Source organism: Pseudoalteromonas sp. JSTW, assembly GCF_013423925.1.
GTDB lineage: Bacteria > Pseudomonadota > Gammaproteobacteria > Enterobacterales > Alteromonadaceae > Pseudoalteromonas > Pseudoalteromonas lipolytica.
Genome location: NZ_CP058972.1, coordinates 980,326 through 1,005,441, shown reverse-complemented (window position 1 = coordinate 1,005,441; position 25,116 = coordinate 980,326). Strand labels below are relative to the sequence as shown.

25 protein-coding genes are annotated in these 25,116 nt (G+C 43.4%); 1 reads left to right on the top strand and 24 read right to left on the bottom strand.

Annotated elements, in window-relative coordinates:
* Positions 1-12: 12 nt before the first annotated feature.
* The 22 genes from cheY to GZH31_RS04530 all read right to left on the bottom strand — a co-directional run bounded on the left by cheY (position 13) and on the right by GZH31_RS04530 (position 21,924).
* On the bottom strand, positions 13-396 hold the full coding sequence (gene cheY, locus GZH31_RS04635) for a chemotaxis response regulator CheY (protein ID WP_016708035.1): 384 nt from the start codon (positions 394-396) through the stop codon (positions 13-15).
* A gap of 39 nt (positions 397-435) precedes the next feature.
* A complete protein-coding gene (locus GZH31_RS04630; protein WP_036971668.1) occupies positions 436-1,146 on the bottom strand; it encodes an RNA polymerase sigma factor FliA in 711 nt (236 codons plus the stop codon).
* A gap of 26 nt (positions 1,147-1,172) precedes the next feature.
* A complete protein-coding gene (locus GZH31_RS04625; protein ID WP_036970099.1) occupies positions 1,173-2,033 on the bottom strand; it encodes a MinD/ParA family protein in 861 nt (286 codons plus the stop codon).
* The gene (gene flhF, locus GZH31_RS04620) at positions 2,026-3,510 is read right to left on the bottom strand and encodes a flagellar biosynthesis protein FlhF (RefSeq protein ID WP_065978753.1); all 1,485 of its coding nucleotides are present in this window, start codon (positions 3,508-3,510) and stop codon (positions 2,026-2,028) included. The genes GZH31_RS04625 and flhF overlap by 8 nt, the downstream gene beginning before the upstream one ends.
* A gap of 20 nt (positions 3,511-3,530) precedes the next feature.
* On the bottom strand, positions 3,531-5,642 hold the full coding sequence (gene flhA / locus GZH31_RS04615) for a flagellar biosynthesis protein FlhA (RefSeq protein WP_036970103.1): 2,112 nt from the start codon (positions 5,640-5,642) through the stop codon (positions 3,531-3,533).
* A 71-nt stretch (positions 5,643-5,713) separates the two neighbouring features.
* Positions 5,714-6,844, bottom strand: coding sequence for a flagellar biosynthesis protein FlhB (gene flhB, locus GZH31_RS04610; RefSeq protein ID WP_036970105.1), 1,131 nt, complete (start codon positions 6,842-6,844; stop codon positions 5,714-5,716).
* 9 nt (positions 6,845-6,853) lie between these two features.
* Positions 6,854-7,633, bottom strand: coding sequence for a flagellar biosynthetic protein FliR (gene fliR, locus GZH31_RS04605; RefSeq protein WP_065978751.1), 780 nt, complete (start codon positions 7,631-7,633; stop codon positions 6,854-6,856).
* The gene (gene fliQ, locus GZH31_RS04600) at positions 7,634-7,903 is read right to left on the bottom strand and encodes a flagellar biosynthesis protein FliQ (RefSeq protein WP_036970111.1); all 270 of its coding nucleotides are present in this window, start codon (positions 7,901-7,903) and stop codon (positions 7,634-7,636) included.
* Between the two features lie 39 nt (positions 7,904-7,942).
* Positions 7,943-8,683 carry a flagellar type III secretion system pore protein FliP gene (fliP, locus tag GZH31_RS04595; protein WP_036970114.1) on the bottom strand — a complete coding sequence of 247 codons (741 nt, stop codon included), beginning with the start codon at positions 8,681-8,683 and terminating at the stop codon, positions 7,943-7,945.
* Positions 8,684-8,687: 4 nt separating this feature from the next.
* Positions 8,688-9,071, bottom strand: coding sequence for a flagellar biosynthetic protein FliO (gene fliO, locus GZH31_RS04590; RefSeq protein ID WP_180311428.1), 384 nt, complete (start codon positions 9,069-9,071; stop codon positions 8,688-8,690).
* Positions 9,068-9,469 carry a flagellar motor switch protein FliN gene (gene fliN, locus GZH31_RS04585; protein ID WP_036970120.1) on the bottom strand — a complete coding sequence of 134 codons (402 nt, stop codon included), beginning with the start codon at positions 9,467-9,469 and terminating at the stop codon, positions 9,068-9,070. The genes fliO and fliN overlap by 4 nt, the downstream gene beginning before the upstream one ends.
* A gap of 22 nt (positions 9,470-9,491) precedes the next feature.
* Positions 9,492-10,583: a flagellar motor switch protein FliM gene (gene fliM, locus GZH31_RS04580; protein ID WP_036970123.1), complete on the bottom strand. Its 1,092-nt coding sequence runs from the start codon at positions 10,581-10,583 to the stop codon at positions 9,492-9,494.
* Between the two features lie 9 nt (positions 10,584-10,592).
* Positions 10,593-11,114 (bottom strand): flagellar basal body-associated protein FliL, encoded by a 522-nt coding sequence (gene fliL, locus GZH31_RS04575; protein WP_036970126.1) that lies wholly within the window; start codon positions 11,112-11,114, stop codon positions 10,593-10,595.
* A gap of 68 nt (positions 11,115-11,182) precedes the next feature.
* Positions 11,183-13,417, bottom strand: a complete 2,235-nt coding sequence (locus GZH31_RS04570; RefSeq protein ID WP_180311427.1) for a flagellar hook-length control protein FliK — start codon at positions 13,415-13,417, stop codon at positions 11,183-11,185.
* Between the two features lie 96 nt (positions 13,418-13,513).
* Complete coding sequence (gene fliJ / locus GZH31_RS04565) at positions 13,514-13,969, bottom strand: flagellar export protein FliJ (protein ID WP_036970129.1); 456 nt, start codon at positions 13,967-13,969, stop codon at positions 13,514-13,516.
* Complete coding sequence (fliI, locus tag GZH31_RS04560; protein ID WP_075593868.1) at positions 13,969-15,303, bottom strand: flagellar protein export ATPase FliI; 1,335 nt, start codon at positions 15,301-15,303, stop codon at positions 13,969-13,971. The genes fliJ and fliI overlap by 1 nt, the downstream gene beginning before the upstream one ends.
* 17 nt (positions 15,304-15,320) lie before the next feature.
* A complete protein-coding gene (fliH, locus tag GZH31_RS04555) occupies positions 15,321-16,139 on the bottom strand; it encodes a flagellar assembly protein FliH (RefSeq protein ID WP_075593867.1) in 819 nt (272 codons plus the stop codon).
* A 3-nt stretch (positions 16,140-16,142) separates the two neighbouring features.
* Positions 16,143-17,183, bottom strand: coding sequence for a flagellar motor switch protein FliG (gene fliG, locus GZH31_RS04550; protein WP_036970138.1), 1,041 nt, complete (start codon positions 17,181-17,183; stop codon positions 16,143-16,145).
* Positions 17,176-18,891 carry a flagellar basal-body MS-ring/collar protein FliF gene (fliF, locus tag GZH31_RS04545; protein ID WP_036970141.1) on the bottom strand — a complete coding sequence of 572 codons (1,716 nt, stop codon included), beginning with the start codon at positions 18,889-18,891 and terminating at the stop codon, positions 17,176-17,178. Before fliF ends, fliG begins: the two co-directional genes overlap by 8 nt.
* A gap of 20 nt (positions 18,892-18,911) precedes the next feature.
* The gene (fliE, locus tag GZH31_RS04540) at positions 18,912-19,244 is read right to left on the bottom strand and encodes a flagellar hook-basal body complex protein FliE (protein WP_036970144.1); all 333 of its coding nucleotides are present in this window, start codon (positions 19,242-19,244) and stop codon (positions 18,912-18,914) included.
* Positions 19,245-19,408: 164 nt separating this feature from the next.
* Entirely contained in the window at positions 19,409-20,815 is a 1,407-nt protein-coding gene (locus GZH31_RS04535; protein ID WP_036970147.1) for a sigma-54 dependent transcriptional regulator, read from the bottom strand.
* Complete coding sequence (locus GZH31_RS04530; RefSeq protein WP_180311426.1) at positions 20,812-21,924, bottom strand: PAS domain-containing sensor histidine kinase; 1,113 nt, start codon at positions 21,922-21,924, stop codon at positions 20,812-20,814. Before GZH31_RS04530 ends, GZH31_RS04535 begins: the two co-directional genes overlap by 4 nt.
* Positions 21,925-22,051: 127 nt before the next feature.
* Between GZH31_RS04530 and GZH31_RS04525 the strand changes: the two genes are divergently transcribed.
* Positions 22,052-22,639, top strand: coding sequence for a DNA-3-methyladenine glycosylase I (locus GZH31_RS04525; protein ID WP_036970153.1), 588 nt, complete (start codon positions 22,052-22,054; stop codon positions 22,637-22,639).
* A 107-nt stretch (positions 22,640-22,746) separates the two neighbouring features.
* Here the strand turns inward: GZH31_RS04525 and GZH31_RS04520 are convergent, their stop codons facing one another.
* Positions 22,747-24,186, bottom strand: coding sequence for a sigma-54 dependent transcriptional regulator (locus GZH31_RS04520; protein WP_074988678.1), 1,440 nt, complete (start codon positions 24,184-24,186; stop codon positions 22,747-22,749).
* 141 nt (positions 24,187-24,327) lie between these two features.
* Positions 24,328-25,113 carry a flagellin gene (locus tag GZH31_RS04515; protein ID WP_180311425.1) on the bottom strand — a complete coding sequence of 262 codons (786 nt, stop codon included), beginning with the start codon at positions 25,111-25,113 and terminating at the stop codon, positions 24,328-24,330.
* Between the last annotated feature and the right edge of the window lie 3 nt (positions 25,114-25,116).

The following is a 25,116-nucleotide window of genomic DNA, read 5'->3' as shown; positions in this document are numbered from 1 at the left end:
TCTCCCCTTAGATTAACCTAAACGTTCAAACACTTTTTCCAATTTGGTTTTCAGTGTCGCAGCAGTGAATGGTTTGACGATATAGCCATTAACACCCGCTTGAGCAGCAGCAACAATTTGTTCTTTTTTCGCTTCAGCTGTCACCATTAACACGGGGATATGTTTAAGGCTATCATCAGCACGAATTGCGCGTAATAGATCAATACCTTGCATTCCAGGCATATTCCAATCTGTTACAACAAAATCAAACTCTTGATTTTGCAACATCGGCAATGCTGTTGAACCATCATCAGCTTCCTGCACATTGGTAAAACCTAAATCCCTTAACAGGTTTTTAATGATACGTCTCATTGTAGAAAAATCATCAACAACAAGAATTTTCATGTTTTTATCCAAAACATCCTCCGGTGAGGTTTGAACCTTATTTACTTACTACTAATTAATCCAGTCATTGATTTTTGCTTTGAGCTTAATCATCGCCTGACCATGTATTTGACTCACACGCGATTCGCTAACATCGAGTATGTGCCCTATTTCTTTTAAGTTCATTTCATCGTTGTAATACAAAGACAAAACGAGTGCATCTCTTTCTGGTAACGATTGGATAGCCGTCAATAGAGACTGGTTAAACCGTTCATTTTTAACATTATTAAACGGTTTGTCTAGTGCTAAATCATGCCCCATAGGTGTGATGACGTCTTCATCAACGCCTAAATCCTCTATACCCAGTACCTTACTGGAATTTACATCATGTAGAATATGATGGTACTCATCCAGTGTAATATCAAGTTTTTCAGCAACTTCTGTGTCTTTTGGCTCGCGGTTTAAAATACTCTCTAAATCCGAAATCGTTTCAGCGACAAGGCGTGCATTACGGTGAACTGAACGGGGAGCCCAATCACCTCGACGGATTTCATCGAGCATAGCCCCTCGAATTCGAATACCCGCAAATGTTTCAAAACTGGCCCCTTTACTCGCATCAAAATTTTTCGACGCTTCTATAAGGCCAATCATACCTGACTGAATCAAATCATCGAGTTGCACACTGGCAGGTAAACGAGCAATTAGATGACACGCCACTTTTTTGACTAAAGAGGCATGTTTTTCAACAATCGCATTTAAATTCTGTGCTGATTGATATCCCATCGCTTTATTCACCGATGTTGTCATAGTTAACCGTTTACTAGTTTTTCAATAAAAAATTCTAAATGACCTGACGGTTGATTTGGAATTGGCCACTTAACTGCTTTCGTTGCTAATGTTTTAAATGCCACAGCGGCTGGTGAGTTTGGAAATAACTCCACAATCACTTTTTGGCGGCGGGTCGATTTGCGCATATTCTCGTCATACGGAATGGTTGCGACAAGTTCCATAGACACATCTAAGAATCGATCCGTTACTTTTGAGAGTTTAGCAAATAATTCTTGCCCTTCACGCATACTGCGCACCATATTGGCAACTATTTTAAATTTGTAAACGCCATGCTCACGACTTAACACTTTAATTAGGGCGTAAGCGTCGGTAATTGAGGTAGGTTCATCGCATACAACAACAACAACATCTTGCGCTGCACGCGAAAAGCTTAATACCATGTCTGAAATACCCGCAGCGGTATCGACAATTAAAATATCAAACTCAGTATTTAGCTCGCTAAATGCGCGGATAAGCCCCGCATGTTCTGACGGTGTTAACTCAACCATACTTTGCGAGCCCGAAGTCGCTGGCACAATTTTTATACCTGCTGGGCCTTCGACAAGAATTTCATCCAGTTCACACTCACCAGATAAAACATGAGATAAGTTTCTCTCGACACGTAAACCAAGCATTACGTCACAATTTGCCAACCCTAAATCGGCATCTAATACTAATACACGATTTCCCAGCTGACCTAATGCGATCGCGGTATTGAGTGACACATTCGTTTTACCCACACCACCTTTGCCGCCAGTGACAGCGATAACTTTAACGCCACTATTATTATTTTGATTCATTTTGCGCAGGCCGCTTGCTTGATCTAATACTGTGTTAATCATACATCCCTACTGTGTTCGACGCTACTGCTTGACGTCGTGAATGTTGTGCTTTTGCTCGTTTTAAATATAATTGCTCAGCTTTTTTTACTAGTTTTTCTGCATTCGCAACGCGAATATCTTCAGGAACACGCTGACCATTAGTAAGATACCCTATTGGCAAGCGATTTTGAATCGCAATACTAATAATCTCACCTAAACTAAGTGATTCATCTAACTTAGTGAAGATACAACCACTTAGTTGCACTTTTTTAAAGTGGCGAACGGTTTCTTGTAGCACATTAATTTGCGCTGTTGCACTTAACACTAAATAACTGCGAATGTCGACACGCTGATTGCGCATTAATGTATTAAGTTGTTCAGTTAAGCGTAAGTCGCGTTGACTCATACCCGCAGTGTCTATTAATACTAGACGCTTATTGCGTAAATGGTATAACACTTCAGCTAATTCATTTGCGTCTTTAACTTGTTTCACACCACAGCCAATAATGCGGCCATAAGTGGCTAGCTGCTCATACGCTCCAATACGGTAAGTGTCTGTTGTAATAAGCGCGACTTTATCTGCACCATATTTTTGTGCACCAAGGGCTGCCAATTTCGCCACGGTGGTGGTTTTGCCCACCCCCGTAGGACCCACTAAAGCGTACACACCGCCTTGACGTAAAATTTCATTATTTGTTGTATGCATTTGGTTTTCAACCATTTGCAACAAAGCTTGCCACGCTTGTTGACGCGAAACGTCATCAGGAATAAAACACGCCATTTGCTCCGCAACATCACGCTCAATGCCCATACCGGCTAGGCGATCAATCATACAAGCACGGGTAGGATCGCGACGCGCCATGTCTTGCTGCATCAAACCAGATACTTGATGTTCAAGTAATTGACGAATGGCATTCATTTCTTCACGCATCGTCGCCATTTCTGAGTGGTTTGCGGGTGCGGCCGTTTTGTGTTCTGCTGGTGAATCTAAATCGTCGAAGCCTGTGTCTAAATCATCATCAAAACCTAGGCTATGTGCTTGTGTTTGCACTCGCGGTGCAGCTTGCTCTTGATAGCGAGGTTTTGCTGAATATTGCGGCTGCTCTTGCGGCGCAAAACTGTGTGCTTTTGGCTGATAATGTTCACTCGTTTCAATACCAGATTGATTAAACATTGAAGCAAGCTCTGGCGAACGAGGGCGTGGGGCTTGACGCTCTAGTAACGCTTGTAGGCTGTCTGCAACTTGGGCTTGTGGCTCAGGTTTAGCGCGCATAGGTTCTGGTTTTACGAAATTATGCGACTGTTGTGGCGCTGTGTGTGCAGGCACCGGTTTCGCTTCGGCTTTTGGGGCTGCTTTGTCATAATCAACAGCGGCGACAATTTCAACACCATTCGCTAACTTTTTGTTAGACATAATAACCGCATCAACACCTAATTCATCTTTCACTTCTTTTAGTGCGGTGCGCATATCTTTAGCAAAAAAACGTTTAATTTTCATGGTACAACCCCTTTACTATCCTATTGTTGGCCTACTGAGCTGACAATCTTAATCTGTCTTTCGTCTGGTACCTCTTGGTAAGACATTACCCTTAAACCTGGGATGGTGTACTTAACAAAACGAGATAACACAGTGCGTAACATTCCTGACGTTAGTAATATCGAAGGTTCGCCGGCCATTTCTTGGTTTTGATGCGCTTCATTTAATGATTGCTGAAGTCGCTCTGCAAGTCCTGGCTCTATTCCGGCACCTTCGTCACCTGCATTTTGAAGTGACTGATGCAACATCTGTTCCAACTCAGGCGCCAAGGTTATGACAGGGATTTCAGATGACATACCAACCGCATCTTGAACAATCAATCTGCGCAGTGAAATTCGCACTGCAGCCGTTAGTACATCTGGGTCTTGGCTACGTGGGCCATATTCAACAAGGGTCTGAACAATTGAACGCATATCACGAATTGCGACCCCTTCGTTAAGTAAGTTTTGCAGCACTTTTACAACCGTGGTCAATGGTAATACGTCAGGAACCAGTCCCTCGACAAGACGAGGATGACTTTTCGCTAACATATCAAGTAGGTTCTGTACTTCTTCATGACCTAATAGTAATGCTGCGCTGTTTGTTAATAGCTGGCTAATATGGGTTGCCACGACAGTAGCTGCATCAACCACGGTGTAACCCAATGATTGGGCTTCATCTTTCTGGTCTGGCTTAATCCATACTGCATCGAGTCCAAAAGCAGGATCTTTTGTTTCAACACCTTTGATTGGGCCAAATACTTGCCCTGGGTTTATAGCAAGTTCGTCACCATGCTTAAGCTCACCTTCACCACTGGATACACCCATCATTGTGATACGGTAGGCGTTAGGGTCTAACTCTAAGTTGTCACGGATATGCACGGGCGGTACCAAGAAACCGAGTTCTTGCGAGAGTTTCTTACGCACACCTTTAATACGGTTAAGTAGCTCTCCCCCTTGCGACTGATCAACCAGTGGAATTAAGCGATAACCGACTTCTAAACCAATCACATCTACTTGCTGTACATCGTCCCAACCCAATTCTTTTTGCTCTTGCTTGTTAGCAACACCGGTGCCTGGCGCGCCACCATTTGCTTCCAATTCAGCTTTTTCTGCTTCTGCTTTAATTTTTTGTTGTTGGGTAAAGTAAGCAAGGTAACCTAACAATGCGCCCAAGCTTAAAAATGCAAGATGAGGCATGCCTGGCACAAGGCCCATGGTGATCAAAATACCTGAAGCGATAAATAACGACTTTTCGTTTCCTAGCTGCGACTTAAACTGATCGCCCATGTTATGCGACTCATTTTGACGCGTCACAACAATCGCAGTACCAATTGAAAGAAGTAATGAAGGTAATTGCGCAACGAGACCATCACCAATGGTTAATAACGTATATACTTCCATTGCACGGCTGAAGCTTAAGTCATGTTGAATCATGCCGACAAATAAACCACCCACGATATTAATCACAAGGATCACAATACCGGCAATAGCATCACCTTTTACGAATTTACTGGCACCGTCCATTGAGCCATAAAAGTCGGCTTCACGGGTTACTTCTTCACGGCGCTCACGAGCTTGCTCTGCACTAATAAAACCTGCGTTTAAGTCAGCATCAATCGCCATTTGTTTACCTGGCATAGCGTCAAGTGTAAAACGCGCTGACACCTCTGAAATACGCCCTGCACCTTTGGTGATAACCACAAAGTTGATAATAATGAGAATAAGGAACACAACAAGACCAACGGCATAGTTACCGCCGATAACCACCGAGCCGAACGCTTCAATTACTTTACCAGCAGCATCCCCGCCATTATGACCTTCAAGGAGTACCACCCGAGTACTGGCAACATTCAATGCAAGACGCATAATTGTGGCTATTAGCAGCACGGCCGGAAACATACCAAACTCAAGGGGCTTCATGGTGTAAACCGTAACGAGTAACACCACCAGCGCAAGCGCGATATTAAACGAAAAAAGAATATCTAAAAGAAAAGGAGGCAGAGGTAAAATAACCATGCCAAGGGCTGCAAGCACCAGTAATGGTGTTCCAAGCCCCTTCGCATACTCTTTTTTATCTTTATTAAGTTGTTGTAATACCGCTTTAAATTCCATAATTCAACAATTTCAAAAAATTGACACTACACGGAATTTGCAATAACTATTCCAAGTTATTAAACGGCTAATTAATATTTATAAGCCTCTGGGATAGGGAGCTTTTTATTAAGTGGAACAGGACGTTTACCACGCCCTTTTTGGAAGCGTTTTAATTGAAATACATAGGCAAGCACTTGCGCTACTGCGGTAAACAGTTGATCAGGTATTTGCTGGCCCACCTCGGTGGTGTGATAAAGCGCACGGGTAAGCATGGGTGATTCAACAATAGGCACATCGTTACCCTTACCCACTTTACGAATTTGCATAGCAAGCTCATCGACCCCTTTAGCAAGTACAATTGGCGCACCTGCTTTGGCGGTATCGTACTTTAGGGCAACCGAATAGTGAGTCGGGTTGGTCACGATAACATCGGCATCTGGCACGTCTTGCATCATACGCCTTTGCGACATTTCACGCTGAGTACGACGAATACGGGCTTTAATTTGTGGATCACCCTCTGAGTTCTTATATTCGTCTTTTACCTCTTGCAAGGTCATTTTAAGCTCTTTGTGATGCTTGTGGCTTTGATAAGGCGCATCTATCGCTGCAATAATAATTAGCGTGCAAGTCAGGCCTAAAAACATCCAAGCTAGAATCTCAAGGGCATGAATGAAATTCCCCGGCGCACTTTCAATACTTAGATGTAATATTTCATCAAAAAAGGTATTAATTAAAAATACTGCAAAGCCTGCAACCACCGCAAACTTCAATATCGACTTAACCAGCTCAACGCCTGCTTGGGGACCAAGCATACGTTTAATCCCTTTAGCCGGTGACATTTTGCTGGCTTTAGGCGCTGCAGCTTGCCAACTAAAGTTAAAGCCGCCCAGTAACGTGTTACCGATAAATGCCGCTATTACAATAATGAGAACAAACATCGCCATCGGGAACAACAAGGCATCAGAGACAATGCTCCACACTGAAAACATTTTGGTGGTGTCGTAAGTTTCATTACGATTAAGGCTTAATAATCGTCCCATCACATTATATAAGCCCTTGCCAATTTCAGGGCCATACAACAGCAATGAAATAGCCGAAAAAATTAATACGAACATCGTTCCCAACTCTTTAGAGCGGGCAACTTGGCCTTTTTTCTTGGCGTCTTCTATTTTTTTCCCGGTGGGTTCTTCGGTTTTCTCTTGACCTGAATCTTCAGCCATGGCGCGCTCCTAAGGTGTACAGCCAACAAGGCTGCACATTAACTCAACCATTTTTAACCACTGAAACTCAAACTGAGTCATAAAATTGCCTAACGTAGCCCAAATAATCACAAGCCCTGCGACAAGAGTAAAAGGGAAGCCTATCGAAAAAATGTTTAATTGCGGAGCAGCACGTGTCATGACCCCAAATGACATATTGATCACAAGCATCGCTGTCAATGGAGCAAGAGCCAGAACTAACGCGGTGGTAAACATCCACCCACCCCATGTAACGATATCCCAGTAGTGGTCAACCGACCACCAAGTACCATCAATAGGCAAGACTTCAAAACTGTGTATGACCATTTGAATCATCATCAAATGCCCATTAAAGACAAAAAATAGTAACGTGGCTAGAATCAGGTAAAACTGGCCCACCGCGGGTACACTCAAGCCATTCGAGGGATCAACAACAGAGGCAAAACCTAAGCCTGTTTGCATCGCCAATATTTGACCAGCAAGTACAAAAGTATTCAGCAATAATACCGAAGCAAAGCCAATTGCCACACCAATCAATAATTGTTGGATAACAACCAGTACCATTTCAAACGAAAACAGGTTTGTAAACGTGCTCTGCGGCAGCATAGGCACAGCCACAAAGGTCACCACGACCGCTAAACCCAGCTTAATACGCGTTGGCACATTCTTCGCACCTAAGCCTGCCATGATCATAATCATGGAGCTAATGCGTACAAATGGCAGTAAAAAGTCACTGAGCCACTGTAAGATGACCGCAAATGGAAACTCCATTTACCCCGCAATCTCCGGAATCGACATAACAAGCCGCGTAAAATAATCCATGAGTTCTTGAGTGAACCAATGACCACCCAATATAAGCGCACTGATTGTAATGAGTAGACGAGGCAAGAAACTGAGTGTTTGCTCGTTAATTGATGTTGCAGCTTGAAACACCGCAACGACAAGCCCCACCAGCAAGCCAGGCACAACAATCGCTGACACCAGCTTGATCACTAAAAATAAAGCGTCGCTGAGAATATCGACAAAAATTTCCGGTTCCATCGTATGACTCCTAACTGTTACACGCTATGTTACGCATTGCTACACACCAAGCCCAAAGCTCTTCGCAAGCGTCCCCATTACTAAGCTCCACCCGTCAACCAGTACGAACAACATAATTTTAAATGGTAAGGAGACGATCATCGGCGATAACATCATCATACCCATGGCCATCAAGACCGATGCAACCACGAGATCGACAATCAAAAATGGAATAAAGAACATAAAACCTATGATAAAAGCGGTTTGTAGCTCACTGGTCACAAATGCGGGGATCAGCACGATTAAAGGCGTGTCTTCAGGAGAATCCAACTTATCGTAACCCGCTATTTTTGCAAATGTTTCTAAATCTTTAAGGCGCACTTGCGAAAGCATAAAGGCTTTCATTGGTTCTTTTGCCAATTCTAACGCTTGCACTGAGGTGACTTGTTCATTTAGGTATGGCTCTATCGCACGCTCATTCACTTGCTGGTAAATTGGCGCCATAATAAAGATACTTAAAAACAATGACATACCAAGCAATATTTGATTCGAAGGAGTTTGTTGTAAACCGATTGCTTGGCGCAAAATTGCCAGCACTACAATAATACGCGTAAATGAAGTCATCATAATCACTGCCGCAGGAATAAAGCTCAGCGCAGTCATTATTGCAAGTACTTGCAAAGTTACCGAGTAGTCTTGCGAGCCATCGGGGTTGGTCGTGATAGTGAGTGCATCGATGCCTTCTGCATTAACAGATGGCAGGAATAACACGGTAGCTAAAATAAGTATCCACTTGATCATAGCGTTAATTCTTTTTATTAGGGGGTGATTGTGGGTTCAACAACTTGCCAAAGCGCTTGGCAAGTTCCGGTAATTCTTTTTCTTTTAAGGGAGTTTCTAGCTTATGCAAGTAGTTAATACTGTGCGGCGTAACACCTATTAAATGCTGAGCATTATCAATTTCAATAACCATCAAGCGTTCACGCGAACCAAGCGGTAAACTGCAAACAACTTTAAACTCTTCACTGTTTGCTAAATTAGGGTTGAGCTTCTTGACAAAAAACGCCAATACCACAATAACCACTAACACTAAAAGCAAAGACATCACCATAGACAGCAAATCTGCCGTAGGTGATGCTGTAGGAAAAACAGTGCTACTGGCACTAGATAAAGCTATAAATGCGCTCATCGTAACTTTTTAATTCGCTCAACTTGGCTAATCACATCTGTAAGACGAATACCAAACTTGTCATTAACAACCACCACCTCGCCGTGCGCAATCAAGGTGCCATTAACTAACACATCAAGTGGCTCACCAGCGACACGATCAAGCTCAACAACAGAGCCTTGGTTTAATTGTAATAAGTTGCGAATATTGATTTTAGAACGACCAACTTCCATCGAAATGGTGACTGGAATATCTAAAATGGTGTCAAGTTTGCGCTTTTCATCACCTGAGAGTTCATGCTTCTCATCTTTCAGCTCGTCAAGCTCAGCAACTGAGGCATTACTTGTTGCACTTTCGGCTTCCTCGGCCTCGGCTAATGCCGCTGCCCATTCGTCCATTGTATCTTGATCATCACTCATTATATTTAACCTTATAAATCGACTACCAGTCTAAATCGACACCTTCAGAGAGGTGAAGATCTTCTTCTAGTTCTGCTAATTCTGCATCCGAATCCAGTTTTTTGCCACCTTTAGTGAACACATGGAGTTCAGACTTAACTGATTCAGGGCGTTTAATTTTTTCACTAATTTGTAATGCCACATTGTCTCGAGAGCGGCCCATTTTAGCTCTAAAGGTCGGCAGCTCTTCAACAAAGACCGTAATGTGTTCAGGCATTTCAACGGGAATAATATCACCCGCTTTTAATTCCATAATTTGCGCAAGCGTTAAATCAACCTCTAATAACTGAGTTGATAAATCGACTTCGACATCCATAATTTCATCACGGAGAGCTTTACTCCAACGCAAATCAGTGTCTTCAGTATCTGATTGAACACCGGCATCAAGTAATTCACGAATTGGCTCAAGCATTGAATACGGCAAGGCAATATGAAAGTCACCGCCACCGCCATCAAGTTCAATATGGAACGAGCTAATAACCACCACTTCTGTTGGGCTAACAATATTTGCCATCGCAGGGTTAACTTCAGAGTCGAGGTACTCAAACGACACATCCATAACCGGTGCCCATGCTTCTTTATAATCTTCAAAGATTATTTTGAGTAGCATTTGCACAATACGACGCTCTGTTGGCGTAAATTCACGGCCTTCTATTTTTGCATGATAACGCCCGTCACCACCAAAAAAGTTATCGACCAAAATAAACACTAAGCGTGCTTCCATGGTGATCAGGCCAGTGCCTTTTAAAGGACGAAAACGCACCATGTTTAAACTTGTTGGTACAAATAAGGTATGGATGTACTCGCCAAACTTAATCATTTGTACGCCGTTTATTGATACCTCTGCGGTACGGCGCATCATGTTAAATAAGCTGATCCGCATATGACGGGCAAAACGTTCATTCACGATTTCCAAGGTCGGCATGCGACCACGGACAATACGATCTTGTGATGAGAAGTCATACTGAAGTGTATTACCGTCTGAATCACCACCGTCGTGAATATCTTCCTCTTCGACTTCATCAACGCCGTGTAAGAGCGCATCAATTTCGTCTTGGGATAATAAATCGCTCACGCTGACCCCTTATTGCATCACAAAGCCGGTGAACAACACCCGCTCAATCACTTTACTGCCTTCAACATCATTTAAGGCAGTTTGAACTTTTTCTAGTGCCGCCACACGCACTGACTCTTTACCTTCACTGGTGCCAAGTTCATCAGCTGTGGTCGTAGACAACACCCCTAATAAAGTACTTTCGATAAGTGGAATATGTTTCTTTGCCGTTTCTTCGTTTACTTCACCGCGTACTAATAACTGCACTTTAATTTGTACAATTCGATCACGACTGGCACCTGGCACATTAAACACAAAAGGACGCGGCATCGCGACATATAACGCCGAACCGACCTTCGCAGAGCTTGATGGAGCAGCCGTTTCAGAAACCGTTGTTTCATCAGCAAGGCTTTCTTGTGGGGCATCATCGCCCATAAATAAAAAATACCCTGCACCTGCGGCTAAAATCACAACAACTGCAGCAATGATTATAATCAGCTTTTTTTTACTTTTACCGGTATCTTCTATTTCTAAATTTGCGTCTTCGGCCATAATCACTTCCTTAAGCGTTACAGTAAACTCATTCTCTGTAACTGTATTATTTCTTATAATAGCAGGACTTATGCATAGTAATCTATTGATGATGACGATTGTTGTCGAGAAGTTTCTACGCTTTGCGTCGTGACGTCTTGCTGAACCTCTTCGTCATTATGATGCCCTGCAAGCTGCCCTTGCTCTGACTGGCTGCCTTGTTGTTCAGGGTTACCTTGCTGAATACTACTTTCGCCTAGCTCAATCCCCTGTTGCGCTAACATTTCTCGCAGACGTGGCATCGATTGCTCTAAAGCTTCTTTGGCTTGTTGATTTTGCACAACAAAGTTAATTTGTGCTTGCTCAGCATCACTGCGGATACGAATTTGCATGCTGCCCATTTCAGGCGGATCAAGACGTATTTCAGCTTCTTTGTTATTAATATTTAACAGGGCACTGACTCGCTCTTGGAGCATTTTTGCCGCATCACTTTTTATAATATTAATTGCTTGCATCACCCCAGGGTCAAGGCTCACTGTTTTACTTTGTGGCTGCTGTTGAGCCTGTGTTTGAAAACTATGCACATCTAAGGCTTGTTCATATTGTTGATAGGCCGCCTCATAAGCCCCTGTTTGAGAGGGATTAAGCGGTGCCGTCAATTGATTGAAAAGCTGCACGACTCGTGCTGTCGACACCTCTTTTGGGCGCTCAGTGTCGAGTAAAGTATCAAGCTTTGATGTTGCTTCAGTGTCTGTGTTTACAGCGCTGGCATTTTTTAGCACTGATAATTGCTCACTGCGCTCAGCTTTAGGGCTTTTACTGTCAGGCTCTGTTGTCGCCGTTAATGTGGGTGTTACAGCATCCGCTTTCACGGGGGTAACCGCGTCAGATAAAAGAGTCTGCACCGCCACTAATTTTTCATATTGTTGAGTGCCTGGTGTTAAAGATTGCAACTGTGCGTTTACTTTATTAAGCAATGCTTGCTGCTCATCTTTCGTTAATGTGGCAATTTGTTTTTCTATTACAGCCGGAACTTTACTGTCAGGGACTTTACTGCCAGACACTTTGCTTTCTGTAGCATTACTTAGTGCAGCTTTCGCTGCGTCTGCGACTAATGCCGGCTGCGGTGTCTGTGTTTTTTCACTATGAGTATTCATCGCTTCGCTAAGTAGCGCTTTAATCTTATCAACGTCATTTGAGGTTAGCTCACCTGCCGCCTTTAATTGATTAATTTGCTGCTCAAGTTTTACCTGCTGCGTTGACGTTAAAGTCAATTCTTTGGCAAATTGACTGACCGCTTGACCATCACCACTTTGTACTTTTGCCAACAAACTGACGATTGATTGATTCGTGACTGACTCGTTTGCCGCTTTCTCACTCATCACGCTATCAGCTGAATTTGTCGCCGCCATTTTAGTAACAGTATTGTCAGTATCTATCGCTGGCTTACTAGCGATATTTTTCGCATTTTCAGCAGCGTTGTTAGTCGGTGCTAACTTAGCATCTACAATCGGCGATTCTTGCACTTCGCCACTGGGAGTCACCACTGAACCTAACGATGCGGCCTTCGTATCATTACTAACACTGCTCAACAGTTCTGTAGCCTGTGCGGCCTGTTTCATCGCTGCATTTTGCTCAGTAGTATTTGCCGTGATAACTTGAGACTGCTTGGCAGTGTTTACTGTTGCCGCATTTTCAGTGTCATCGAGTACAGACGGGCTATCAATAATTGGCGTGACTGAATCTTTCGGTGGCAATTCGCCAATCGGTTTCAATTGATTGTCAATCGCGGTAGCAACTTTAGACTTAGTTAATAGATTGGCAACTGAGTTTTCGCTGTCCGACAACGCGTCATCATCTGCTAAAGACGCACTTAAAGGCGAAGGAATAACGGGCGTAATATCATCAATTGGGGTGGGCTTTTTATCAACCACAATCCCACTAAATTCATATTTGTCTGCGAGCACGTTTACACGCGTGCTCATTGCGTGTGATGCATTAATTTGTGAGAGCAGTGGGTTGTCTTCCCCTTCGATGAAGGCAACGTCTGTGGCTTCATCATCATGCGTCTGCTTATCAGAAACCTGTTTGCTCTGTGTATTATTCGCGACGACACCGCCTGCTTGTTCAGCCTCACTTTGCATTACGTTACTATTGTCGCTCTGTTTATTAGCGACAGTTTTAGAGTGTACCGCTTCGCTTGCTTCAGACAATTCAGTTAAAAAGCTTAGGCCTGATGCGTGATCATTTGCCTCTGATTCTTTGCTTAAAAAACCAGTATCGTGCTCAGTTTTAACCTGCAAATTAATATCACTGATCGCCATAATTCACCTAAATATAAAGAGGCAATTTGCCGCCGCAAGTGCCAAAATTAACGCTGTTAAGCAGATAACTGCAAATTACATGCCTAAAAATCAGTATTATAAGGTTGGGTTTTTCAGTTGACGCTGGAAGAACTGATTAGAGGCAAACTCGTCCAACATTTTTTGTTCATTTTTAGCCACTATCGCAGCCTGTTTTAACGCGTGTTTCTCAATTAATTTAGCGACTGCTTTTGCTTTAACTTGCTGTTTTAGCCACAGTGTTTTTCTTTGCGATACAACTTGTTTTGCCGTATTAACAGTACTGGCTTGTTGGCGAATGGCTTCTTCGATTTTTGCTATAAACGAATGGTACTGACTAAACCCTGCACTTGATAAACCAGAACGGCCTTTTAAGTGCAATTGCTGTGAGTACTCTAATCGAAAGTTGTTTAAACCTTGCAGTTTTTGTTGATTACTTTGCAAGTGCTGCTGTGCTTTTAAGTAATCCATGCGCAATGATTCTTCTTTATCGTTTTCAAGCTTTAATAATAAATCAAGTTTACTGTTTGCCATTATGCTTGCCCTAATAACTGCGCAAGGCCTTGAAGGCCATCATCATAACTGATCACATCTTTCATGCCTTGCTGTAGGAATTGATTGACTCTTGGCATCATATTAATGGCCTGATCGAGCATCGGGTCAGTGCCTTTTTGATATGCTCCAAGCGTGATCATATCTTTATTCTGCTGATACATTGAATAAACCTGTTTAAGCACACGTGCTTGCTGCATATGCGCCTCTGACACCACTTGCGGCATCACCCGCGAGATCGACTTTTCAATGTCTATTGCGGGATAATGGCCGCTATCAGCAAGCTCTCGAGAGAGCACAATATGTCCATCAAGAATAGCTCGAGCCGAGTCAGCAATAGGGTCTTGCATATCATCCCCCTCACTCAGTACCGTAAAAAAGGCTGTGATAGATCCTTGCCCTTCGCCGCCATTCCCCGCGCGTTCTACCAATGCTGGTAACTTAGCAAACACCGAGGGTGGGTAGCCTTTTGTTGCCGGTGGCTCACCCACTGCCAGCGCTATTTCACGCTGTGCCATAGCATAACGGGTTACAGAGTCGAGCAGTAACAGCACATTAAGCCCTTGGTCACGAAAATATTCTGCAATGGTTACTGCACTTTCGCAGCCTTTTAAACGCATCAAGGGAGATGCATCAGCAGGAGCAGCAACGACCACTGAACGTTTACGCCCTTCTACTCCTAGTATTTCTTCAATAAACTCTTTGACCTCACGGCCACGCTCACCCACAAGACCAACAACAATGACGTCAGCCTCTGAACCACGAGTCATCATTCCTAGCAGCACCGACTTACCAACACCAGAGCCTGCAAACAAGCCCATACGCTGGCCTTGACCCACCGTAATCACAGAGTTTATCGCACGAACACCCACATCCATCGGCTGACTAATTGGTCTTCTTGAAAGGGGGTTAATCGTATTTTGCGCAAACTTGAGGTAGTGCTCAGCATTAACAGCACCCAGCCCATCCAACGGTCGACCTAAGCCGTCAACAACCCGACCTAATAAGCCCATCCCTACAGGTAAACCCGTTTCATTAACTTGTGGGATCACTCTTGCACCGGGGAGTACTCCAGAAATATGGTCGTTTGGCATCAAATAAAGCGTTTGGTCGTTAAAACCAACCACTTCAGCATCGACAAACCCATTGATAGTTTCTATTTTACATTGGCTGCCTACTGGCGCTCTCAAACCTCTTGCTTCAAGCGTCAAACCGACTACGCGCGTCAACATACCCGCAACGGCCGGTTTAGAAACTTTAATATGCTTTTCGTACCGTTTTAAACGGTCGCTAAGGGTCATTGATTGACTACTCATAGTGAGCCTAAAAAGAGTTAGATACCACTATTATGCAAGAAGTTTTCCAATGTTTCTTTGACGCGTGTTTTTACGGTCATATCGATGGATGATTGCGGGGTTTTTATTTCGCAGCCGCCGCGTTCAAGTGTCGGTTCTGCTACTAATTGCCAGTGATTATCTGTAATAGTTTGCTCACCGTAACTTTCAGTGATCAGCGCAATGTCATCTGGGTGTAGATGAATACGCACTCTTGTTTGCTCGTCTGCTAGTGCATCAATAGCGTGTTTAAGTGCGTGCAAAATAACATCTGGTGATGTTTTTATTTCTTGATAAATAAGCGATTCGCTAAGCATAACGGCCAGTTGAACAAGTTGCTTTTCAGCACTTTCATCCACTTTTGATAAGGGCTGAGTTAGGCTATCAAGCAAACTTCTTAGCGTAGTCAGTTGCTCTTCTAAAATCGGTTTTATGTCTTCTTGGCCTTGTGCTTTACCCAGCTCAACACCCTCTTTGTAGCCCGCTTCTTTTCCTTCACCCACGCCTTTTTCAAAGCCATCAATGTAACCTTGCTCATGGCCTTGCTTTAAGCCTTCGTCGAAAGCATCTTGACGAATTTTTTCAAGCTCAGCCATCGTCAAAGGTGGAAATTCAGGTTCTTCTGGCTCTTCTTCAACGTCTTTTTTTTCTTGCTCTTTACGGTACAGATCAGCCAAAGGGGTACCGTAAGCTGTTGAGCGCCCAGCAAACTTTCGGGTATCTTGCGCTACATCAGGAATCGGCCAGTTCTCGAGTAGTTCATCGACTGCGTCACTTGCATGAACTGGGCGTCCGGGATGAAAGGAAGGCTTTGTCATGGTTTACAGGAACTCCTCACCACCGCCACCGCCAAGCATAATTTCGCCTGAGTCAGCTAAACGACGTGCTGTAGACAAAATTTCTTTTTGTGCCGCTTCTACTTCACTAATACGCACAGGGCCCATAGCTTCTAAGTCGTCGGCCAGTAATTCCGCTGCACGTTTAGACATATTACTTAAGATCTTCTCTTTCAGTGCCTCATCTGTGCCTTTAATCGCTTTCATTAAGACATCTTGCTGTACTTCGCGCAGAATCGCTTGAATACCTCGATCTTCTACATCCATTAAGTTTTCGAATACGAACATCAAGTCTTGAATTTGTTGCGACATTTCTTCGTCATGCTCACGAATCGAATCCATTAACTGACCTTCAATATTGGTATCAAGGTAGTTCATGATATCTGCCGCTGCTTTTAAGCCGCCCATTTTCGCTGCCTGTGCACCTGCTTGGCCGGCGAACTGTTTCTCCATGATCTCGTTTAACTCTTGCAATGCAGCTGGTTGAACTTCTTCAAGGTTCGCAATACGCATCGTTAAATCAAGACGCACTTTCTCTGGGAATTGCGACAGAATCTCGGCTGATTGCTCAGGCTCTAAGTAAGAAAGCACAATGGTTTGAATCTGCGGATGCTCATTACGAATAATATTAGCCACCTGTTTCGAGTCCATCCACTTAAGTGAATCAAGACCTTTCGCTCCCGAACCCATCACAATTTGGTCGATTAGGCTGGCGGCCTTATCTTCACCAAGTGCGGCCGTAAGCGCTTTTTTAATAAAGTCTTCAGATTGGAAACCTATGGTACTGAAGCTTTGAATTTGCTCAATAAACAAGTTATGAACGGCGCTGATTTTCGCTTGCGATAAATCGTCTAATGCAGCCATCGCCATGCCCACTTTTTGCACTTGCTTAGGCTCTAAGTGTTTTAGAATTTGCGCAGCATCTTCTTCCGATAAACTCAGCAATAAAATCGCTGCTTTATCAACACCGTCTAATTTATCAACATCAAACGCCGGTGGGAGTTGTTTTTGTTCTTGATCAGTCATCTTCAGTTAACCACGCTTTCACTACTTGAGAAGACAGTTCTGGTTCATTAGCAACCAATGCACGAACTGCTTTGAGTAAATCTTCATCACCATGTAAATCTGGCAGCTGTAGTGTACCATCACTTGAGAATCCTACAGCAGCAGAGTCAAAGTCTTTATTTAGCATATCTAGCGTACTATCACCAATATCTACACCAGAGCTAAGTGCATCTTCATCATACTCTTCAAGTGTATCATCTGGGTAAATTAAGCGTTTCAGCATAGGTTTCACAACCGCCATGATAAGTACGATAATCACTAATGCACCTAATGATAAACGTAATATCTTCATAAACCAGTCTCGTTCCCAAATAGGCACTTCTATGGCCGCAGCGGTGTCTTCACGTACAAACGGAACAGTAACAACTTCAAGCGCATCACCACGTTGCATATCAAACCCCACTCCGCCTTGTAGCAAGCGACGGATATTTGACAGCGCTTCAACAGAACGAGGAACCATTGTTGTCTCGCCGTTTTCACCCACTTGTGGCACATAGTCAACCGCAACAGATACACTAATACGACGAATAACACCTGTTTGCTGACGCTTATGAGAAATAGTGGTATCTAGCTCGTAATTACGGGTTGCTTCTTTGTGCGAACGACTTGGGTTCATTGCACTACCAGCGCCCCCTTGTCCTGCAACTTCAGGAATATTTGAATTAACAGGCGGTTGATTAGTCAAGGCACCTGGGATCCCCACAGCAAGACCACCAATGTTATTTTCTTCAAATGTTGTTTCACTGCGCACTGCAGGTAAGTCTGGGTTGTAGCGCTTTTGTGTTTCTTCTACCGCACTAAAGTCCATATTTAAATCAACTTGCGCAGTGTAATTACCTAAGCCTACGACAGGAATTAAGATGCTGTCGATTTTATTTAAGTATTCTTCTTCACGCTTGCGCTCAATTTCATATTCTTTGCGAGAACGCGCTGCCAGTGAATTTTGTGAACCCGAATTAAGTAAGCGACCGTTTTGATCTGTCACCGTAACACGCTCAGGTGAAAGACCTTGTACTGCAGAGGCAACAATATCAACAACTGAGTCGATTTCTTCACCATCTAACATACGGCCACGTTTAAGAGTCAGTACAACGGTAGCTGATGGTAATTTTTCACGACGAGCAAATACGTTTTCTTTTGGAATTGCTAAAAGCACTTTGGCGCGAGTGACATTTTTTAGCTCTTCGATTGTGCGAGCAAGTTGCTGCTCACGACCATGTTTTAAACGTTCACGTTCTAAGCGTTGGCTAACACCAAAGCCCATATCTTGCATGATGATGTCGGTGCCTGAGCTTGGCGCTTGCTCAAGACCTTCACGGGCCATCAATAATTTAATATTTTGGTATTCGCCTTCTTCAACTGAGATGACATTACCATCAAGTTCATAATCAATCTTCTGTGCGTCTAAAAAGTCCAGCGTTTGGATAAGCTCTTCGGTTGGCATTTTACCCAGCGGTCGCATATCTGGTTGACGAGCCCAGATAATAATAAAAATTGCGATTGCCAAACAAATAGCCAGTGCAATGACCAACGTCACCTGACGTAATACATCAACGCCATTGAGGGCACTGAGGTAGCCTGACTTTTGCTCTTGTTGATCATCCGTGTCTGAAGTATCGACACCGCCGCCTGCGAGGGCTAGATCAGTTGATTGATTAGATTGCGCCACAATAATTCTCCACTACCTAGTTAAACAGGCATGTTCATGATTTCTTTATATGCTTCGACAAGTTTGTTGCGAACTTGCACCGTTGCTTCAAAAGCAACCGAAGACTTTTGCGAAGCAATCATTACTTCAGCAAGGGATACACTGCGGTCTCCCATCTCAAGTGCTGTTACTTTTTGTTTTGCTTCTTGCTGCAGGCCATTAACGGTATCTAGCGCGCTTGTAAGTAAGTCACCAAATTGCGCCGATGATGTTGGCTGAGCCTGAGTTGGTAAATTATTAACGGATTGACTACGGCTAGCTTCAAGTGCCATAGATTGCATTTCTTGAAATAATGCGCTGTTTTGAACTTTCATAATACTCTCTGACAATGCAGTTTACTTATATACAGATAAAGCACAAAACGTGCCACAAAATAAAACACTATAAATCAATGTGTTAGATGGTTATTTTGTTTGTCAGAGTTTTGACAGCAAACAAGCCCACACGGAGTGAGCTTGTCAGTTAAGGGGGGATGCTTTTAAGCGGGTAATGCAATACCTAAGTCGCGCATTTGAGCTAGTTTATATCTAAGTGTTCGTGGACTAATCCCTAATGTTTCAGCAACCTCTTTGCGCTTTCCTTGGCACCTAGCTAGGGTTTCTAAAATAATGCGATGCTCTTTGTCTTTAAGCTCATCTTTATAATTTCCCTGCTCGTTCACAGATGGAATTTCGTCATGCGTGGGGTTAACCACTTGCTCTTTATAAACCGGGGCATTTTGCACCGGTGCACTTTTTACAGTCTGTGCTTTAACCACTAAGAGCTCTTCAATAAATATATCGTCTTCATGAATGCTATTACCATCACATAGTATCAGTGCACGCTGAATCACATTATCAAGTTCTCGGACATTTCCCGGCCAAGCATGCGATAGCAGTTTTTGCTTAGCTTGCTCAGTTAATAATGCGATAGGCTCTTTACTTCTGATGCAATGACGCTCAATTAAATGCTCTGCAAGGACAATAATATCACCTGGGCGCTCACACAGCGGACGCCACATTAAAGGAAAAACATTTAAGCGATAATACAAATCTTCTCTGAATAAATTTTCGCTAACAGCTTCTTTTAAATCACGGTTACTGGTTGCGAGTACTCTAACATCGAGCTCAATGGTTTTACGACCACCCAAACGCTCAACTTCACGCTCTTGCAAAACACGCAGTAACTTAGCTTGCAGACCTAAATCCATTTCGGTGATTTCGTCAAGCAAGATAGTGCCACCTTGTGCTTGTTCAAATTTGCCCGGACACGCTTGAATCGCCCCAGTAAATGCACCTTTTTCATAACCAAACAAGGTCGCTTCTAACATGTTCTCAGGAATAGCGGCACAGTTAATCGCTACAAAAGGGGCATCTGCGCGACTTGATTTATCGTGAATAAAGCGCGCCAGCACTTCTTTACCCGAACCACTGGGTCCGAGCACCATGACACTGGCATCTGAACGTGCCACTTTACTGGCCAGCTCAAGTAATTTAATACTGGATGGATCCGCGACAATCGGCCCATCGGTTTCTTTTTCTTTCTCGGGTAAATAACGACTCACCATATTCAGTAAAACTTCGGGTGCAAATGGTTTAGCCATATAATCAATGGCCCCTAAACGCATTGCCTCAACCGCATCATCAATGGTGGCGTATGCTGTCATCATTAATACTGGTAGTTCAGGGTAATTAAGTTTAATGCTACGCAATAAATCAAGGCCGCTCATCGCGCCCATTTGTACATCGCTTACCACCAATGAATACGTTCCTTGTTTTAGCAATACCATTGCTTGCTCGGCACTGTCGGCAGCGATGCAATCAATACCTGACATTTCCAATGTATCAATTAAGGCTTCGCGTAAGCCTGCGTCGTCTTCAACGACTAAAATAGAGTTCGTATTCATCTTGCCTCCACTGACGTAGTTTCTGCACTAATGGGCAGGATTAAACTAAAACATGCCCCCCCATGGGCATTATTAGCCACTTCGACCCGTCCTTGATGCGCATTAGCGACTGAGCTTACGACTGCAAGCCCAAGCCCTGTACCTTGGCTTTTCGTTGTGTAAAAGGGTTCAAATAATTTTTCGGCTTGGCTAATATCGACTCCAGGGCCATTATCGCTGACGCTGATACGAACACAGTGTTCACTCCTCTCATCACGCTGAGCGCTGAGTGACACTTTTGCGTGCTGGCCAATAATTTGAATACTGTTATGAATAAGATTTTGAACAGCACTGGCTAACGCTGTTTTATTGCCCACAATTTCAATATCGGGCTCTGGCAAACTAACGGTTAATTTACTGTGGTTTTGCGCCACCATAGCATCAGCCCCCGCTTTTACTTCATTAAGTAATTGCTGCATTGATACACGCTCAACTACTTGCTGTTCGCCACTTTTAGCAAACAACAACATATCATTCACTTGGGTTTCTAAATCTTTTAATCGTGACATTAACTTGTTATGAAAATTACCACGCGAGCTTTCAGGTAAGCGTTTAGAGCCTAAATTAGCCGCATATAACATAGCAGCCGAAAGCGGTGTTCTTACTTGATGCGCAAGCGATGCGACCATCTTACCCAGCGCACTCAGGCGCTGCATGTGTGCAACACGCTTTTGCAGTCGGCGTGTTTCGGTCAAATCGGTCATTAAAATTAATTGCCCCGGTTCTGGCGTCAGAGCCGTTATATCAAGCTTAATCAAGCGACCATCTTTGAGTGAGACTTCGTGACCATCATCTTGTTTAGGACGAAAAGAGCGCTGAATAACGCTGAACCACTTTTCCCCCTCCAGAGGCTCACCAAGCATATCGATAGCGATTTGATTCGCTTTTGCAATCATGCCGCGGCCATCCAATACCACAACCCCCGCAGGCATGGTATCAACCAAATGGCTCAACCAACTTGCTTGCTGACGAAGTTCACTCAACTCACCCACATACTCTTCTTGCTGTAAACATGGGTTATATTGATTAGCTGTGATAAATTGTGGTTTTAGTACATGTGCTAAGGCCATAATCGATACTCAAAAAATCGTGTCTAGCTGTGTAAATGCACAATCCGTACCATAATTATTATTGTTTTATTTCAGCAGTTTAGCGTTAATTTTATAACGACAAAAAAATGACAATCGCGAGGGAACGATGCAACACCATCACCACAACCGCTGCCCATGGCTCGATACCAGCAAAGATGATTATGTCGCCTATCATGACGAAGAATGGGGGGTGCCAATTTATGATGACCACCGCCTTTTTGAATTCATTACTTTAGAATCTGCACAAGCAGGACTCAGCTGGTACACAATTTTAAAAAAGCGTGATGGCTACCGTCGCGCCTTTAAAAATTTTGTTGTTGACGACGTTGCACAAATGGATGACAGCGACATTGAACGCCTAATGCAAGATGACGGCATTATTCGCAATCGCTTAAAAATTGCCGCCACGATTAATAATGCCAAGCGATTTATTGAGATACAAAAAGAGTTTGGTAGCTTCTCAAATTACCAATGGCAGTTCGTTGGGGGGAAACCTTTGGTGAATAATGTCGATAAACTTGAAGATTACCCAGCCATTACTGAAGCCTCGACAGCCTTTGCAAAAGATTTAAAAAAACGTGGTTTTAAATTTTTAGGTCCAACAACCGTTTATGCCCATATGCAGGCCTGTGGCATGGTTAACGATCACTGTAATGATTGTTTTAGAAAAGCCCAGATAATCGAGCAATATTAAGCGCTTGATTTAAATAAAGGAAGGTATTGCGATATCAAGTAGGTCGTACTTTAGCCTGTTAATTCAGGTATTCCCGTAAACATCGACCTACATAATACAAACAAGCGCTAGTCTCGCGATAAGTTATATTTTTTCATTTTTTCGACAAGTGTCGTGCGGCGCACGCCCAAAATTTCGGCAGCACGCGCTACAACATAGTCATAACGCTCAAGCGCTTGACTAATTAGGCTAATTTCAAGTTCTGCTAAGTATTCTTTAAGCTCAATGCCATCATCTGGTAATAAACCCGAGTCAACATGTGTAGCGGGCGTTTGCGGCTCTTCATCTTCATAATCACTAAAGCCAGTGCTGAATATATCGTTAAATGCATCTCGTTCCATCAACTCTTCAGGGTACTCAGGCTGATAGGCTTCAACTTCTATGTAACGATACTTTGCAGGTAAATCTGGCACATCAACCACTTTATCAGGGAACATGATCACCATACGCTCAACCAAGTTTGCCAGTTCACGAATATTCCCAGGCCACGCATGCTCTTTTAAGCTTTGAATTGCTCGCTCTGTAAACTTCGCCGTCGTGCCACTTTGCTCGTTAACACGACGCATTAACTCTTTAAGCAGGAGCGGAATATCATCAGCGCGTTCGCTTAACGACGGGTTCTCAATAGGAAATACATTTAAACGGTAGAATAAATCTTCACGAAAATCGCCTTTTTCTATCATCTCTTCTAAATTGCGATGGGTCGCTGCAATAATACGCACATCGGCTTGAATTGGTTTCGTACCACCGACCCGCTCATAGCTTCGCTCTTGTAAAACGCGCAGCAACTTTACTTGCATCTGTAGCGGCATATCACCTATTTCATCAAGAAAGAGCGTACCACCTTGGGCTAATTCAAAACGCCCTTTTCGCGCCGAAATTGCACCTGTAAATGCACCTTTCTCATGGCCAAATAATTCACTTTCTAATAACTCACCCGGAATGGCACCACAGTTAACGGGTACGAATGGGCCAGAGCTGCGCTTAGATAGCAAATGAACATTTCGCGCAACCACTTCTTTACCCGTTCCAGATTCACCGAGTATCAGCACATTGGCATCGGTTTTAGCAACTTGCTCAATTAAAAAACGCACATCTTTAACGGCATCTGTTTCACCAACCAAACCATCAAACAATTTATTCGATTTTGACTGTTTATGATCGCCCGGCAACATACGTTGATATTGCTGACAATCATGTAAAAGCTGCGTAGTCACATCATGATTAAATGGCTCACAAATTAAGCCTACAACATTCGCAATGCTTAAAAGTGGCTTTAATGTTTCACCAATCAAAAGAAAAGGGATCGCAGGAAACTGCTTAATGACAGACTCATGATCTAATTGCTGAAGTGCACCAAGAATAACCATGCACTCTTGTTGTTGATGCTTTTCACAAAATGATTGAAGTGTTGACTCATCAACGAGTTGTACAGCTTCTCCGATAAAAGTGAGGGCTGCATTTAAACCAATCGCACGATTATTATTATTGTCTAAAATTAAGATCATTATTGGCGAACCACAGTGACTACGGGTTAGTTAGTTTCTAAATTGTAAGCGAGTTTAAGAGGGATGCAAGCGCTAAGCGGCAACTTTTTGACATCAACGCCAAAAAATAGTCACTTAGCAGCTATAACCAATACTAAAGGGTTAAAGCAAACCCAAAATTGATTCCGCAGAACGGTTTGCTTGTCCACGCAGTGCAACGGATGCCTGCGATAAAATATCATTAGCAATTTGATCAGACACCGCTTTTGCATAATCAGTGTCTTCAATTCGACTTTGACTTGCTGCGATGTTTTCGCGTTGGTTACCCAGTCCTTTTATGGTACTTTCTAAAGTGTTTTGAAATGCACCTAGCTCAGTACGTTGCGTGTTAATTTCTTCGCTCGCTTGGTCGCTTATGTCAATCGCAGCTTGTGCTCCTGCTTGTGTCGAGATATCAATACCCGTAATCACTGAGGCGATACTGCCGTTACTCGGCGTAATTGACTGGGTGGTATTGGCATCTGGTCCCACTTGAAATGATACTTGCTCACCATCAAACAATGGCTTACCACCAAAAGTGGCATTTTCAAATGTTTCTGTGATCTGCGTTTGCAACTGCGTTACTTCTTCTTGCAATGCTGCTCTGTCATTGTCTGTCAGTGCACCATTGCCTGCTTGGATAGACAGCTCGCGGATTCGCGACACCGCATCGTTAACGCCCGACAAGTTAGACTCAGTCACTTGCGAGTAAGAAATACCATCATAAGCATTGCTAATAGCTTGGCTATAACCATTTTGCTGAGAGGTTAGCCTATCAATAATTTGCAGTGCAGCGGCATCGTCCGTCGCAGAATTTACTTTTTTACCTGTCGCTAATTGTTCAGCAAGCTTGTTATTTGCTTGCTGAGTTTGATTGAGTAACCCGGTATTGGGTGATTGAATTTTCATAGC